Origin of the sequence: Streptomyces rimosus (assembly GCF_008704655.1) — a bacterium.
GTDB lineage: Bacteria > Actinomycetota > Actinomycetes > Streptomycetales > Streptomycetaceae > Streptomyces > Streptomyces rimosus.
Genome location: NZ_CP023688.1, coordinates 7,621,457 through 7,636,551, shown reverse-complemented (window position 1 = coordinate 7,636,551; position 15,095 = coordinate 7,621,457). Strand labels below are relative to the sequence as shown.

Genomic DNA, 15,095 nt, shown 5'->3' with positions numbered 1-15,095 from the left:
TCGGGCGCATCAGGCGTGAATACGGTCCCGCTGGTCGGCAACGACCGTGCCGTCCGGGCGACGCACCGGGCCGAGGCCGCCGTCGGTGTTGGTGTAACCCGTCGTGGCGCACGGGTACGTACCGGACTTCTGCGGCAGCGGCTCGATGAACATGGGGTTGACCACCCAGCGGCCGTCGGCGTTGTCGTAGCCGCGGCACATCAGTTCCGGCTGGTTGCGGTTGATGGCCAGGTGTACGCCGGTGGCGTCGTTGACGAAGGTGACGTCGGTGTTGGCGTCGCCGCCGCCGAGCGCGATGCGGTGCGCGGGGTCCTGGAAGCGCCATGCCTCGGCGCCCTTGATCTTGAAGATCTCCTGGTTGATCAGGCAGCGCTTGCCGTCCATGTAGGGCAGCACCTCGCCGTGGCCGTCCTTGACGTCGCCGCAGCCGCGGATGCCGGTGGTGAACCGGCCGTACTTCATCAGGCTGCGGACGCCGATGGTGTGGGCGCGGTCGACGCCGACGCCGCCGGACCACGCCTCGGCGATGGTCTCGGAGGACGCGGAGACGATGTAGACCTGGAACCCGGCCGCCTTGAGGGTGCGGATCAGGTCCTTCTGCTGGTCGTAGTAGCGGATGTAGCCGGCCAGCTGGTGGGTGCCGACGGTCTGCTTCGCGCCGATGGGCGCGGCGAGGTTCTCCGCGCGGGCCTGCTTGGCGTACGAGGTGACCTGGGCCGGGGTCAGGCCGGCGAACAGCTGCGGGATCCAGGCGTACTCGGGCTTGGTGCGGCGGTGGTTCCACTCGCCCGCGAAGGCGGCCTTGCCGTCCATGGTGCGGGCCTTGCCGCGGATCTCCATGATCTCGTCGGCGCAGGCGGCGTTCTTCGAGGTGCGCAGCGGGCGGCCGACGGGTACGGAGGTGCCGCACGCCTTGGTCAGGGCGCGGTCGGCGGCGGTGGTCATCCAGGGGCTGGTGAACTTCCAGCTCTTGGGGCGCAGGATCTTGTCGTGCTGGAGCGACCAGGCGAGTGTGGCGTCGGAGATGTCGTTCTTGACGACGGTGTTGTCCCAGTCGAAGGCGGCGACGGGGCGGCCCTCGGGGCCGGGCTTCGGGTGGGAGCAGATGCCGCGCTCGTCGATCATGCGCTGGATCTTGGCGCGGTTGTCGCCGTACCACTTGATGCTCTTGGAGAGCTGCGGACAGCTCGTACGCTCCGGGGCCTTCGCGGGGTGCGCGGGACTCGCGGCGGCGGCGGGGCCGGTGGCCGCCAGGGTCGAGACGGTCGCGGCGGTGGCGAGCCCCAGGGCGAGGGCGTGTCTGGTGCGCATGGTTCTCCGGTGGTAGGGGCGGACGTCGGCTTTGACGTTGCTGCGGGCAGTGGACCTGCGGGACCGGCGCGCCGGGGCACCGGTCCCGTTGGTGATCTTCGGACTGTATCCGTGCGGAAGGCTGTGGCCTACACGGGTGTGACGTACGCCCCTGCGATACCGCCGTCCACCAGGAACTCCGCGGCGTTGACGAAGGAGGAGTCGTCGCTGGCGAGGAAGGCGACCGCGGCGGCGATCTCCTCGGGCTCGGCGAACCGGCCGACGGGCACGTGCACCAGGCGGCGCGCCGCGCGCTCCGGGTCCTTGGCGAACAGCTCCTTCAGGAGCGGGGTGTTCACCGGCCCCGGACACAGCGCGTTCACCCGGATGCCCTCGCGGGCGAACTGCACGCCCAGCTCGCGGGACATCGACAGCACGCCGCCCTTGGAGGCGGTGTAGCTGATCTGCGAGGTGGCGGCGCCCATCACGGCCACGAAGGACGCGGTGTTGATGATGGAGCCCTTGCCCTGGCGCTGCATGTAGGGCAGCGCGTGCTTGCAGCACAGGTAGACGGAGGTGAGGTTGACCTCCTGGACGCGCTTCCAGGCGTCCAGCCCGGTGGTGAGGATCGAGTCGTCGTCGGCGGGCGAGATGCCGGCGTTGTTGAACGCCACGTCCACCGAGCCGTAGGTGTCGTACGCGGCCTTGAACAGCGCCTCGACCTGGTCGGAGTCGGTCACGTCCACCTGGACGAAGGTGCCGCCGACGTCTTCGGCGGCGGCCTTGCCCGCCTTCTCGTCGATGTCGGCGCACACGACGTTGGCGCCCTCGGAGGCCAGGCGGCGGGCGGTGGCCAGGCCGATGCCGCTGCCGGCGCCGGTGATGACGGCGGTGCGGCCGACGAGGCGACGGCACACGGGGGTCTGGTCGGTCACTTAGCTCTCCTCGGTGCTGATGAAGATGTTCTTGGTCTCGGTGAAGGCGGCGAGCGCGTCCGGGCCCAGTTCGCGGCCGAGGCCGGACTGCTTGTAGCCGCCGAACGGGGTCCAGTAGCGGACGCTGCTGTGGGAGTTGACGGAGAGGTTCCCGGCGGCGACCGCGCCCGACACGCGCAGGGCGCGGCCCACGTCGCGGGTCCAGATGGAGCCGGACAGGCCGTAGTCGGTGGCGTTGGCGAGGCGGATCGCGTCGGCCTCGTCGTCGAAGGGGATCACGACGGCGACCGGTCCGAAGATCTCCTCGACGGCGGTACGGTCGTCCGGGCGGCCCTCCAGGACGGTGGCCGGGTACCAGAAGCCCTTGCCCTTGGGGGCCTCGCCGCGGATGGCGGCGGGCGCGTCCTCGGGGACGTAGGACCGTACGCGCTCGCGCTGGGCGGCGGAGATCAGCGGGCCCATCTGCGTGGCGGGGTCGGCCGGGTCGCCCGCGACGAAGGACCGCACGGCGGGCTCCAGCAGCTCCATGAAGCGGTCGTGGACCGAGCGCTGGACGAGGATGCGGCTGCGGGCGCAGCAGTCCTGGCCGGTGTTGTCGAGGAAGGAGCCGGGGGCCGCGGCCGCGGCCCGCTCGATGTCGGCGTCGGCGAAGACGATGTTGGGGCTCTTGCCGCCGAGTTCGAGGGTGAGCCGTTTGGTCTGTGCGGCGCACCGGGCGGCGATGTGCCGGCCGGTGGCGGTGGAGCCGGTGAAGACGACCTTGGCGACGCCGGGGTGTTCGACCAGGGCGTTGCCGGTGACGGCGCCTTCGCCCGGCAGCACCTGGAACAGGTTCTCGGGCAGGCCCGCTTCCAGCGCGTACTCGGCGAGCCGGAGCGCGGTGAGCGGGGTGGTCTCGGCGGGCTTGAGGAGGACGGCGTTCCCGGCCGCCAGGGCCGGGGCGGTGCCCCAGGCGGCGATCGGCATCGGGAAGTTCCACGGCGCGATGACGGCGACGACGCCCAGCGGTTCCTGGACGGTGATGTCGAGCCCGCCGGCGACGGGGATCTGCCGGCCGGTCAGCCGCTCCACTCCCCCGGCGGCGTAGTGCAGCAGGTCGACGACGTTGTTCGCCTCCCACTCGGCGTTGCCCAGGGGGTGCCCGGCCTCCGTCAGTTCGAGCCGGGCGAGCGCGGGGACGTTGTCCCGTACGACCTCGGCGAACCGCCGCAGCAGGCGGGCACGGTCGCCGGGCGGCAGCGCGGCCCACTTCTGCTGTGCGGCAGCGGCCCGCCGGACCGCCTCGTCCACCTCGGCGGGGGTGGTGACGGGGACGACGGCTACCTGCTCCTCGGTCGCCGGGTTGATGATGCGCAGCTCTTGCAACACGTGGCGGTCTTCCTTACATGCGCTCGAAGGAGCGGAAGCGCTCCCAGTCCGTGACGGCGGCGTCGTACGCGTCCTGTTCGACGCGGGCCATGTGGAGGTAGTGCTCGACGACCGCGTCGCCGAATGCCTCGCGGGCGATCGGGCTGGCCTCCCAGAGCGCGGCGGCCTCGCGCAGCGTGGTGGGCACGTGCTCGGCGTCGCCGGTGTAGGCGTTGCCGGTACACGCCTCGGGGAGTTCCAGCTCGTGCTCTATGCCGTACAGGCCCGCCGCGACCATGGCGGCCACCGCGAGGTACGGATTCACGTCGCCGCCGGGCAGCCGGTTCTCCAGGCGGTGGCCGGGGCCGTGGCCGATGACGCGCAGCGCGCAGGTGCGGTTGTCCGGGCCCCAGGCGACGGCGGTGGGGGCGAAGGAGCCGGGCCGGAAGCGCTTGTAGGAGTTGATGTTGGGGGCGTAGAAGAGCGTGAAGTCGCGCAGCGCGGCGAGCTGTCCGGCCAGGAAGTGCCGCATGACCCGCGACATGCCGTACGGCCCCGAGCCGTCCGCGAGGACCGGCTGCCCGGCCTCGTCGCGCAGCGAGAGGTGGATGTGGCAGGAGTTGCCCTCGCGCTCGTTGTACTTGGCCATGAAGGTCAGCGCCATGCCCTCCTGGGCGGCGATCTCCTTGGCGCCGGTCTTGTAGACGGAGTGCTGGTCGCAGGTGGTCAGCGCCTCGTCGTAGCGGAAGGCGATCTCGTGCTGGCCGAGGTTGCACTCGCCCTTGGCGGACTCCACGGTCATCCCGGCGGCGCCCATCTCGTTGCGGATGCGGCGCAGCAGCGGCTCGACGCGGCCGGTGCCGAGGACGGAGTAGTCGGTGTTGTACTGGTTGGCCGGGGTCAGGTCCCGGTAGCCGCGGTTCCAGGCGTCCTCGTAGGTGTCGCGGAAGACGATGAACTCCAGCTCCGTGCCCGCGTACGCGCTCCAGCCGCGCTCGGCGAGCCGGTCGAGCTGGCTGCGCAGGATCTGCCGCGGGGAGGCGGCGACCGGCGAGCCGTCGTGCCAGGCGAGGTCGGCGGTGAGCAGGGCGGTGCCGGGGTTCCACGGGGTGCGGCGCAGGGTGGCCGCGTCGCCGTGCATGGCGAAGTCGCCGTAGCCGTGCTCCCAGGAGGACATCGCGTAGCCCTGGACGGTGTTGACGTCCACGTCCACGGCGAGGAGGTAGTTGCAGCCCTCGGTGCCGTGCTCCAGCACCTCGTCGAGGAAGTGACGGGCGGCGAACCGCTTGCCGGTGAGCCTGCCCTGCATGTCGGTGAAGGCCAGGACGACAGTGTCGATCTCCCCGGCGTCGACGAGCCGTCTCAGCTCCTCGACGGAGAGCGGGGGCGTGCGGTCTGCCACGGTGGGGCCTCCTGTCGCTGCGTCCGGAGGTCATAAGGTAGGGCGACGAACCATTGGTTGGGAAGGGGTTCCGGTGGACGGTGCCAGAGGTGGCGTGGCGGACGGCCGGGGGGAGCGCCCCGCCGACCGGCTGGCGCCCGTACTGCGGCCCGTACGGGCGGGCAACGGCTTCGAGGAGGCGCTGGAGCAGATACTCCAGGTCGTCCGGCTGGGTCTGGTGGCCGCCGGTGAACGGCTGCCCGCGGAGCGGGAGTTGGCGGAGCGGCTGCACATCAGCCGGGTGACGCTGCGCGAGGTGCTCAAGGTCCTTCAGGACGAGGGTCTGGTGGAGAGCCGGCGCGGCCGCTACGGCGGCACCTTCGTGCGGCCGCGCCGGCAGAGCGCGGACGAGGACGAACTGCGGCGCCGCATCGACAAGGTCGATGTCGAGGACACGCTGCGGTTCCGCGAGGTGCTGGAGGTGGGCGCCGCGGGGCTGTGCGCCGCGCACGGCCTGGACGACGCGCAGGCGCGGCGGCTGCGGGAGGCGCTGGCGGCGACCCACGACGCGCCGCTGGCGGACTACCGGCGGCGGGACACGCTGCTGCACCTGACGCTGGCCGAGCTGGCCGGTTCCCCGTCGCTGGCCGCGCAGTACGCCGCGGTGCGGGCGGGCGTGAACGAGCTGCTGGACTGCATCCCGCTGCTGGTACGCAACCTGGAGCACTCGCAGGCGCAGCACACCGCCCTGGTCGAAGCGGTGCTGGAGGGGGACGCCGACGGGGCGCGGGAGGTGATGCGCGAGCACTGCGCGGGTACGGCGGCGCTGCTGCGCGGGTTCTTGACGGCTCCGCCCCCGTAACCAGTCTTTTACGCAGGGGGCTTGCGCCCGGCCGCCTCACGAGGCAAAGGTATGCGGCTAAACCTTTACCGCAGCACTTCCCCCTCAACTCACCCCCCCCCGGCGAGCAGGAGCGGCTCATGGCCGACAGCACCGAATCCCGCACCGCACCGCCCTTCGACACCGCGGCAGGCGACTCCCCGCCCCAGGACGCCTACCTGCAAAAACGCACCCTGCGGCGGGGCAGCGCCGGCCCGCTCCTGCTCACCGGCCTGGGCGTCGCCTACGTCGTCTCCGGCGACTTCTCCGGCTGGAACAACGGCCTCGCGCAGGGCGGCTTCGGCGGTCTGGCCATCGCCGCGCTCCTGATGGGCGTGATGTACACCTGTCTGGTCTTCGCGCTGGCCGAACTGGCCTCGATCCTGCCGACGGCGGGCGGCGGCTACGGCTTCGCGCGGCGCGCGCTGGGCACCTGGGGCGGCTTCCTGACCGGCACGGCCATCCTCATCGAGTACGTGCTCGCGCCCGCCGCGATCTCCATCTTCATCGGCGACTACGTGGAATCCCTCGGCCTGTTCGGCCTGACCTCCAGCTGGCCCGTGTACCTGGCCTGCTTCGTCGTCTTCATCGGCATCCACCTGTGGGGCGTGGGCGAGGCGCTGCGCTTCAGCCTGGCCGTCACCGCCGTCGCGGTCGCCGCGGTCGTGGTCTTCGCGTTCGGGGCGCTCAGCGACTTCCACGTCAGCGCCCTGAACGACATCCCCGCGGACGCGAGCGCCTTCGGCTCCAGCTCCTGGCTCCCCTTCGGCGTGCTCGGCATCTGGGCCGCCTTCCCCTTCGGCATGTGGTTCTTCCTCGGCGTCGAGGGCGTACCGCTGGCCGCCGAGGAGACCAGGGACCCGGCCCGTACGCTGCCGAAGGCGATGGCCGCCGCGATGGGCATCCTGCTGCTGCTCGCGCTGGTCACCTTCGTCGCCGCGACGGGCGCCCGGGGCTCCGCCGCCATCCAGTCCGTCGGCGACCCGCTGGTGCAGGCACTCCAGCCGCACGGCAAACCCACCACCGTCTCCCGCATCGTCAACTACGCGGGCCTCGCGGGCCTGGTGGCGTCCTTCTTCTCCCTCATCTTCGCCGGTTCCCGTCAGCTGTTCGCGCTCTCCCGTGCCGGGTACCTGCCCCGCTTCCTCTCCCTCACCAGCCGCCGCAAGGCCCCCTACCTGGCGCTGCTGGTGCCCGGCGCGCTCGGCTTCGCGCTGGCCGCGGCGACCGGCGACGGCGCCCGTATGCTCAACATCGCCGTCTTCGGGGCCACCATCTCGTACGCCCTGATGTCGCTCTCGCACATCGTGCTGCGCCGCCGCGAGCCGCGGCTGCCCCGCCCGTACCGCACCCCCGGCGGCGTCCTGACCTCCTCCACCGCCTTCGTCCTGGCCTGCTCCGCGCTGGTGGCGACGTTCCTCGTCGACAAGCAGGCCGCCTTCATCGCCCTCGTCGTCTACGGCGTGGCCCTCGCGTACTTCGCGCTCTACTCCCGGCACCGGCTGGTCGCGGCCGCCCCCGAGGAGGAGTTCGCGGCGCTCGCGGAGGCCGAAGCCGAACTGGAACGCGACTGACCACCCATCTGCTGGGGCAGCCCACCCTCCGGAGGACCCGTGTCCGCACAACCCCTCATCGGCATCACCACCTACCTCGCCGACGACGCCCGCTGGGGCGTCTGGGCCCTGCCCGCCGCGCTGCTCCCCGCCGGCTACCACCGCCTCGTCCAGCGCTCCGGCGGCCTCGCCGCCCTGCTGCCGCCCGGCGACCCCGGCACCGCGGCGGAGGTGGTCGCCCGGCTGGACGGCCTGGTGATCGCGGGCGGCCCGGACGTCGAACCCGTACGGTACGGAGCCGACCCCGACCCGCGCACCGGCCCCCCGGCCCGCGACCGGGACATCTGGGAACTGGCGCTGATCGACGCCGCCCTACAGGCGCGCGTGCCGCTGCTCGGCATCTGCCGGGGCATGCAACTGCTGAACGTCGCCCTGGGCGGCACCCTCGTCCAGCACATCGACGGCCACGCGGGCCCCGCGGGCCTCTTCGCCCGCCACGAGGTCAAGCCGGAACCGGGCACCCTGCTCGGCGGCATCCTGCCCGAGGCGGTCTCCGTCCCGACCTACCATCACCAGTCCGTCGACCGCCTCGGCAACGGCCTGCTCCCGTCCGCCCACGCGACGGACGGCACGGTCGAAGCCCTGGAACTCCCCGACGCGGACCACTTCGTGCTGTCGGTGCAGTGGCATCCGGAGGCCGGGGACGATACGCGGGTGATGGAGGCGCTGGTGTCGGCGGCGGGCAGGAACTGAAGGACGCAGGGCCGCTCGGTCATGGCACCGCCCGCGTCAGCCCCAGCAGCTGGCGCGCAGGGCCTGCCGGGCGCTGGCCGGACGGCCAGACCGCCCGCAGGTCGCGGCCGAAGCGGGTGCCGTGGACGGGGATCTCGACCAGCCGCCGGGCGGCCAGTTCTTCTCCCACGGCCAGTTCGCTCAGTACGGAAGGGCCCGCCCCGCTCACCGCCGCCGCCTTGACCGCCGTGGTGGAGGCCAGTTCCAGCAAGGGGGCGGCCAGGCCGCCGTGTCCGGCCAGGGCCGCGTCCAGGACCTGGCGGGTGCCGGAGCCGTGTTCGCGCAGGATCAGCGGGGTGGCGGCCAGTTCGGCGGCCGTCAGGTCCGTACGGCGCCGGGCCCACGGGTGGGTGGGCGCGGCGACCACCACCAGCCGGTCATGGCCGATGACCGCCCCGTCCAGCCCGGCGGGTACGTCCAGCCCCTCCACGAAGCCGAGATCGGCCTCGCCCGCGAGGAGGCGTTCGGCGACCGCGGCGGAGTTCCCGGCCAGCAGCGACACCGCGGTGTCGGGGCGCTGCGCGCGCAGCGCGATGAGCCAGCCGGGCAGCAGATATTCGGCGATGGTCATGCTGGCGGCCACCCTCAGCCGCGAGTCCCGCCGCCCCCGGAGCGCCTGCGCGCCCGCGTCGAAGGCTTCGGCGGCCTCCACCACCCGCCGCGCCCAGTCCGTGACCAGCGCCCCGGCGTCCGTCAGGCGCGAGCCGCGCGGGGAGCGCTCGACGAGGGACACGCCCAGCTGCTGTTCCATCGAGCGGATGCGGCTGCTGGCGGCGGGCTGGCTGATGCCCCGCTCGCGTGCGGCCCGCCCGAGGCTGCCGAGCCGGGCGACGGCGAGCAGCAGCTCCAGCGCGCCGAGGTCCGGCACGCGGTGCGCGAGCGGGGTCACGGGGCCCGTCCCGGGGCGCTCTTCGTTCACGCTGGCCATAACCCCAGCTTATGCCCTCATAAGAACGAGGTCCCTGGTGGGAGGCGGGGCAGGGGATGACGCTGGGAGCATGGCATCCCCGACGCAGTCCCCCGCCCGCACCGGCCCCCGCACCGCCACCCGCTCCCCCGCCGCGCCTCCGGCGGCCCTGCGCCATCTCGGCCCCAACTGGTACGCCGCCGTCATGGGCACCGCCATCGTCGCCAACGCCGGCGCCGCCCTGCCCCACACCCCGCTCCTGCGCGGCGCGTACGTCGCGGTCTGGGCGCTGTCCGCCGCTCTGCTGGTGGTCCTGCTGGCCGCCCGTACCGCCCACTGGCTCCACCACGCCGACCAGGCGCGCCGCCATCTGCTCGACCCGGCGGTGGCCCCGTTCTACGGCTGTCTGTCGATGGCGCTGTTGGCGGTCGGCGGCGGGACGCTCGCCGTCGGCACCGATGTGCTCGGCGAGGGGACCGCGGTCGCGGTGGACGCCGCGCTGTGGTGCGCCGGTACGGCGGTCGGACTCGCGGCGGCCGCGGCGGTCCCGTACCTGATGGTGACCCGGCACCGGATCGAGCCCGGCACCGCCTCGCCCGTGTGGCTGCTGCCGCTGGTCGCGCCGATGGTCTCGGCGGCGCTCGGCCCCGGCCTGGTGCCGCACCTGCCCGCCGGGCAGTGGCAGGAGGCGATGCTCCTCGCCTGCTACGCGCTGTTCGGCATGTCGCTGCTGGCCACGCTGCTGATGCTGCCGCTGGTCGTGACCCGGCTGATCCACCACGGCCCGCTGCCGCTCGCGCTGACCCCGACGCTCTTCCTCGTCCTCGGCCCGCTGGGCCAGTCCACGACCGCGGTCGGCAACCTCGCCGACGCGGCGCCCGGCGCGGTCGGCGCCGGATACGCGCGGGCGATGAGCGGCTTCGCGCTGCTGTACGGCGTGCCGGTCATGGGCTTCGCGCTGCTGTGGCTGGCGCTGGCGGCGGCCCTGGTCGTACGGGCCTTCCGCGCCGGGATGACGTTCTCGATGACCTGGTGGGCGTTCACCTTCCCGGTCGGTACGTGTGTGACGGGCGCGGCCGGGCTGGCCCGGCACACCGGCCTCGCGGCCTTCACCTGGCTCGCGGTGGGGCTGTTCGGCGTGCTGGTGACGGCCTGGCTGGTGGCGGGGGTGCGTACGGCGCGGGGGCTGGCGGGCGGACGGCTGCTGGTTCCCGCACCCGCGGCAGTCCCGGCCGCCCCGGTCACCGGGCCGCGTCCAGCGCGGCCCTGAGCACCGCCGGGGCCTCCGCCAACGACGGCCCGTACCAGGTCAGATGACGCCCGCTGACCAGCGCGGCGGGCAGTCCGGCGAACGCCTCGGGGCCGTCGTCGGCCGTGAAGCGGTACGGCTCGTCCGGCAGCACCACCAGGTCGGCGCCGCGTGCGTTCAGCTCCTCGACCGGGACGCGCGGGTACCGGTCGGCGTGGTCCGCGTACAGGTTCCGCACGCCCAGCCGGGCGAGCAGATCGCCCGCGAAGGTGTCCCGGCCCAGCACCATCCACGGCCGCCGCCAGATCGGCACCACCGCGCCGCGCAGGTCCGCCGCCCCGGCCCGTACGTCCCGCCAGGCGTCCGCCGCGTCGTCCAGCCAGCCGGGCCGGGGCAGCCGGCAGCCGCGCACCAGTACGCGTTCCAGTTCGCGCAGCGCCTGGTCCAGGTCGCGGATCTCGGTGACCAACACGTCCAGCCCGGCGGCCCGCAGCGCCCCGAGGTCCGGCGCCCGGTTCTCCTCCTCGTTGGCCAGCACGAGGTCGGGCGCGAGGGCGGCGATGCGGGCGGTGTCCGGGTTCTTGGTGCCGCCGACGCGCGCGACATCCAGACCGGCGGGGTGGCTGCACCAGTCGGTGGCGCCGATGAGCAGGTCGGGTGCGGTGGCGGCCACGGCCTCGGTGAGCGAGGGCACGAGGGAGACCACCCGGGGGGGCGCTGCGGTGACCGGTCGTCATCACCCCACGGTACGCGGCCGACGCGCCCCGCACGCGCGAAGGCCCCGCCCCGGCAGTACAGCCAGGGGCGGGGCCCACGCGCAGGGTTCAGCGCGTCACTTCACCGGCGCCATCTTGTCCACGATGCCCGGGTGGTCGGCGATCCACTTCTCGACGCCGTCGTTCTCGTGGCCCTTGCCCGCGTCCTGGATGTCCTTCTCCAGGCTCCCCAGCTCGTCGGGCGTCATCTTCCAGTTCTTCAGCCAGCCGTTGAACTCCGGGAACTTCTCCGGGAAGCTCTTGTGGCCGAGCGTCTTGATCTGGTTGTTGTCGCCCCAGGTGTGCTGCGGATCGGCGAGCTTGGTCAGGTCGTACTTGCTGTACGCCCAGTGCGGCGACCACAGCACGACCGCGATCGGCTCCTTCTTGGCGTAGGCCCGGTCCAGCTCGGCCAGCATGGAGCTGGTGCCGGCCTCGGTGACCTGGAAGTCCTCCAGGCCGTACGCGGGCGCGACGGTGCTCTTCAGGCGCTTCATCTCACCGGTGCCCGGCTCGATGCCGATGATCTTGCCCTTGAACTCGTCCCGGTGCTCGCGCAGATCGTCCAGCGTCTTGACGCCCTTGACGTAGGACGGGACCGCGATCTCCAGCGACGTCTTGTCGTACCAGGCGCCCACGTCGACGAGGTCGTCCTTGTACTGGTCCCAGTACTGCTTCTGCGCGACCGGCAGCCAGCCGTCGAACTCGACGTCGATCTGCCCGCTGGACAGACCGGTCCACATCGGGCCGACGTCCAGGTTGCGGACGGTGGGCTTGTAGCCGCGCTTCTCCAGGACGTTCTTCCACAGGTACGTGGTGGCGATGCCCTCGTCCCACGCCGGGTAGCCGATGTTCGGCGCGGCGCCGGCGTCCTTGCCCTTGGCGTACGAGACGTTCGCCGACGGGGCGAACGTGTCGACCAGGCCCGGGTTCTTCTTCAGCCAGGTGCGCACGCCGTCCTGCTCGTGGCCCTCGCCCGCGCTCTTGACGGCGTTCTCCAGGCTGGTGAGCTGCTTCTCGTCCAGGTGGAAGTTCTTCATCCACTTGGCGACCTGCGGCTCGTCCTTCGCGAAGCCCTTGCGGCCGAGCAGGTGCAGGCTGTCGCCCGAGCCGAAGGAGCCCTTGGGGTCCTCCAGCTTGGTGAGGTCGTACTTGTCGTACGCCCAGTGCGGCGACCACAGCGTCACGGCGATCGGCTTCTTCGCCGCGTACGCCCGGTCCAGCTCGGTGAGCATGGACGCGGTGCTGGACTCGGCGACCTTGTACTCGCCGTCCAGGCCGTAGTCCCCGAGGACCTTGCCCTTGAGGATCTTCATCTCGCCGGCGCCCGGCTCGATGCCGGTGATCTTGCCGCCGAACTCGCCGGCCCTGCCCTTGAGGTCGTCCAGGGTCTTGATGTCCTTCATGTACGACGGGACCGCGATCTCCAGCGAGGTCTTGTCGTACCAGGCGCCCAGGTCTTCGAGCTTGTCCTTGTACTTCTTGTAGTACTCGGCGTGCGTGGTGGGCAGCCAGGCGTTGGTCTGCACGTCCACGTCGCCGCGGGCCTGCCCGGTGAACAGCGCCCCGGCCTCCAGGGCCTGCGCCTTCGGCTTGAAGCCGCGCTGTTCGAGGATCTCCTTCCACAGGTACGTGGTGGCCTTGCCCTCGTCCCAGTTGACGTACCCGAGCGTGATCGGCCGGCCGCCGCCGTCGGTCTTCGCGCCGTCCTTGCCGAAGACGTTCAGACCGCCCGCGACCAGCGCGAGCACGACGACACCGGCCATCGCGACGGACGTGGCGGGCTTCCAGTACAGGAACTTCAGGCCGCCCAGCGCGGCCTGCGCCTTGGCCAGCGCGCGGCGGCCCAGCGGCGAGACCCGCTCGTTGAGGGCGCCGGTCATCCGATCCAGGTACATGGCCAGGATGACGACGGCGAGACCGGCCTCGAAGCCGAGGGCGACGTTCACCGAGCTGACCGCGTTGTAGACCGAGGAGCCCAGGCCCTCGGCGCCGACCATGCCGGCGATGACGACCATGGACAGCGCCAGCATGATGACCTGGTTGATACCGGCCATGATGGTGGGCAGCGCCAGCGGCAGCTGCACCCGGAACAGGGTGCGGCGCGGGTGGGTGCCGAACGCCTCGGCCGCCTCGACCAGTTCGCCGTCGACCTGGCGGATGCCCAGCTCGGTCATGCGCACGGCGGGCGGCATCGAGAAGATGATCGTCGCCACCATGCCGGGCATCACGCCGATGCCGAAGAACAGGATGCCGGGGATCAGGTAGACCATCGCGGGCATCGTCTGCATCAGGTCCAGGACCGGGCGCAGGGCGCCGCCGACGGCGCGGTTGCGGGCCGCCCAGATGCCGAGCGGGACCGCCACGACGACGGTGATGATGCAGGCCACCAGCACCAGCGCCAGGGACTGCATGGTGGCTTCCCACTGCTGGATCGAGTCGATCAGCGCGAAACCGGCGAAGGTCAGCACGGCGGCCGGCAGGCCGCGCAGCCACCAGGCGAGCACCGCGAAGATGCCCATGAGCAGCAACGGGTGCGGGGCGGTCAGCACCGCCTCGATGCCGTTGTACATGTCCGTCAGGACATGGGAGACGAAGTCGAAGAGCCAGGTGAGGTGGTGGCGCAGCCACTCGACGCAGGTATCGGCCCAGGAGCCGACGTTGATCCTAGGCACCGGCGGTCACCTTGCCCTCGGGCTTGTCGCCCGCTTCGCCCGCGGGCTCTTCCGCGGCGGCATCGCCGGAGTCCCGGACCGCCGTCCGCGCCGGAGCCGGCGTCACCTTTTGATCCCCGTCCGGCTGCCCGCCGTCGCTGAGCACGGACAGCAGCCGCTGTACGGGCACCGCGCCGACCAGTTCGCCGTCCGCGCCGATCACCGCGACCGGTACGGACCCGGTCGAGCACGGCCCGAACAGCTCCGCGACCGGCGTGTCCCGGTGGACCGTGGCGGGCGCGGCGGCCAGCAGGTCGGCGGCCGTACGCAGTTCCGTACCGTCCTGCGCCGTGCCGCCCAGCACCTCGTCCGCGTCGACCATGATGGCGCCCGCGGTGAGCACGCGGGAGCGGTCGACGTCCTGGATGAAGGACGCGACATAGTCGTTGGCCGGAGTCAGGAGGATGTCCTCGGCGCTGCCGATCTGCACGATGCGGCCGTCGCGCATGACGGCGATCCGGTCGCCGAGGCGCATGGCCTCGTTCAGGTCGTGGGTGATGAAGACGATGGTCTTCTTCAGCGTCTTCTGGAGCTCCAGGAGCTGGTCCTGCATGTCGCGGCGGATCAGCGGGTCCAGGGCGCTGAAGGACTCGTCCATCAGCAGCAGATCGGCGTCGGTGGCCAGCGCGCGGGCCAGGCCCACCCGCTGCTGCATGCCGCCGGACAGCTCGTCGGGCCAGGACTTCTCCCAGCCCTTGAGGCCCGCCAGGTGCAGCGCTTCCGTGGCGCGCTTCTCGCGTTCGGCCCGCGGTACGCCCTGCACCTCCAGCCCGTACGCGGCGTTCTCCAGCACGCTGCGGTGCGGGAAGAGCGCGAAGTGCTGGAAGACCATGGAGATCTTCTCCGAGCGGACCTTGCGCAGTTCCTTGTCGCTGAGCGAGGTCAGGTCCTGGCCGTCGAACCGCACGCTCCCGGCGGTCGGCTCCAGCAGCCCGTTGAGGGTCCGCAGGAGCGTGGACTTGCCGGATCCGGACAGACCCATCACGACGAAGATCTGGCCCTCGTCCACGGAGAAGGACGCGTCGATCACCGCGGCGGTCGTACCGTCGGCCCGCAGTTCATCGCGGCTCGCTCCGTCCTCGAGCCGTCGTACCGCGTCCTCGGGTCGTCTCCCGAACACTTTGTACACGTGCTCGGCTTGCAGCCTGGCCACATACACCTCTCGAATTGACTGAGTACGACCCGTCTCCCCCGTGGACAGGTCGTGGTGCGGTACGGGTCGGGCCCGCCTTAACCGATGGAAAAGTTGAATTTCCACCGGCTCCGCTCCGGCCGCGCGCCTGCCCCCTTTC

At 72.0% G+C, this 15,095-nt stretch carries 12 protein-coding genes; 4 read left to right on the top strand and 8 right to left on the bottom strand.

The genetic code is table 11. The features are described 5' to 3' along the window. Positions 1-9 precede the first annotated feature (9 nt). The 4 genes from CP984_RS33370 to CP984_RS33355 form a co-directional block, all read right to left on the bottom strand. Positions 10-1,311: an HAD family hydrolase gene (locus CP984_RS33370; protein ID WP_003985330.1), complete on the bottom strand. Its 1,302-nt coding sequence runs from the start codon at positions 1,309-1,311 to the stop codon at positions 10-12. A 128-nt stretch (positions 1,312-1,439) separates the two neighbouring features. Beyond that, positions 1,440-2,225, bottom strand: coding sequence for a 3-oxoacyl-ACP reductase (locus CP984_RS33365; RefSeq protein WP_003985329.1), 786 nt, complete (start codon positions 2,223-2,225; stop codon positions 1,440-1,442). Then, entirely contained in the window at positions 2,226-3,593 is a 1,368-nt protein-coding gene (locus CP984_RS33360) for an aldehyde dehydrogenase family protein (RefSeq protein ID WP_030178156.1), read from the bottom strand. 13 nt (positions 3,594-3,606) lie between these two features. Next, positions 3,607-4,974 carry a glutamine synthetase family protein gene (locus CP984_RS33355; RefSeq protein WP_003985327.1) on the bottom strand — a complete coding sequence of 456 codons (1,368 nt, stop codon included), beginning with the start codon at positions 4,972-4,974 and terminating at the stop codon, positions 3,607-3,609. A 73-nt stretch (positions 4,975-5,047) separates the two neighbouring features. Between CP984_RS33355 and CP984_RS33350 the strand changes: the two genes are divergently transcribed. The 3 genes from CP984_RS33350 (at position 5,048) to CP984_RS33340 (ending at position 8,139) form a co-directional block, all read left to right on the top strand. Beyond that, complete coding sequence (locus tag CP984_RS33350; protein WP_226048725.1) at positions 5,048-5,815, top strand: FadR/GntR family transcriptional regulator; 768 nt, start codon at positions 5,048-5,050, stop codon at positions 5,813-5,815. 119 nt (positions 5,816-5,934) lie between these two features. Continuing rightward, positions 5,935-7,407 (top strand): ethanolamine permease, encoded by a 1,473-nt coding sequence (gene eat / locus CP984_RS33345; protein ID WP_003985325.1) that lies wholly within the window; start codon positions 5,935-5,937, stop codon positions 7,405-7,407. Between the two features lie 39 nt (positions 7,408-7,446). Beyond that, positions 7,447-8,139: a gamma-glutamyl-gamma-aminobutyrate hydrolase family protein gene (locus CP984_RS33340; RefSeq protein ID WP_003985324.1), complete on the top strand. Its 693-nt coding sequence runs from the start codon at positions 7,447-7,449 to the stop codon at positions 8,137-8,139. Positions 8,140-8,158: 19 nt separating this feature from the next. Here CP984_RS33340 and CP984_RS33335 read toward each other — a convergent pair whose 3' ends face one another. Beyond that, positions 8,159-9,106 (bottom strand): LysR family transcriptional regulator, encoded by a 948-nt coding sequence (locus tag CP984_RS33335; RefSeq protein WP_003985323.1) that lies wholly within the window; start codon positions 9,104-9,106, stop codon positions 8,159-8,161. 70 nt (positions 9,107-9,176) lie between these two features. Here CP984_RS33335 and CP984_RS33330 point away from each other — a divergent pair, with 70 nt between their 5' ends. Then, positions 9,177-10,355, top strand: a complete 1,179-nt coding sequence (locus CP984_RS33330; RefSeq protein ID WP_003985321.1) for a TDT family transporter — start codon at positions 9,177-9,179, stop codon at positions 10,353-10,355. Here the strand turns inward: CP984_RS33330 and CP984_RS33325 are convergent. The 3 genes from CP984_RS33325 to CP984_RS33315 all read right to left on the bottom strand — a co-directional run bounded on the left by CP984_RS33325 (position 10,327) and on the right by CP984_RS33315 (position 14,956). Further along, positions 10,327-11,028 carry a helical backbone metal receptor gene (locus tag CP984_RS33325; protein ID WP_235209375.1) on the bottom strand — a complete coding sequence of 234 codons (702 nt, stop codon included), beginning with the start codon at positions 11,026-11,028 and terminating at the stop codon, positions 10,327-10,329. The genes CP984_RS33330 and CP984_RS33325 overlap by 29 nt on opposite strands. Before the next feature lie 138 nt (positions 11,029-11,166). Further along, positions 11,167-13,764 (bottom strand): ABC transporter permease/substrate binding protein, encoded by a 2,598-nt coding sequence (locus tag CP984_RS33320; RefSeq protein WP_003985319.1) that lies wholly within the window; start codon positions 13,762-13,764, stop codon positions 11,167-11,169. Further along, the gene (locus CP984_RS33315; RefSeq protein WP_003985318.1) at positions 13,757-14,956 is read right to left on the bottom strand and encodes a quaternary amine ABC transporter ATP-binding protein; all 1,200 of its coding nucleotides are present in this window, start codon (positions 14,954-14,956) and stop codon (positions 13,757-13,759) included. Before CP984_RS33315 ends, CP984_RS33320 begins: the two co-directional genes overlap by 8 nt. Positions 14,957-15,095: the final 139 nt, after the last annotated feature.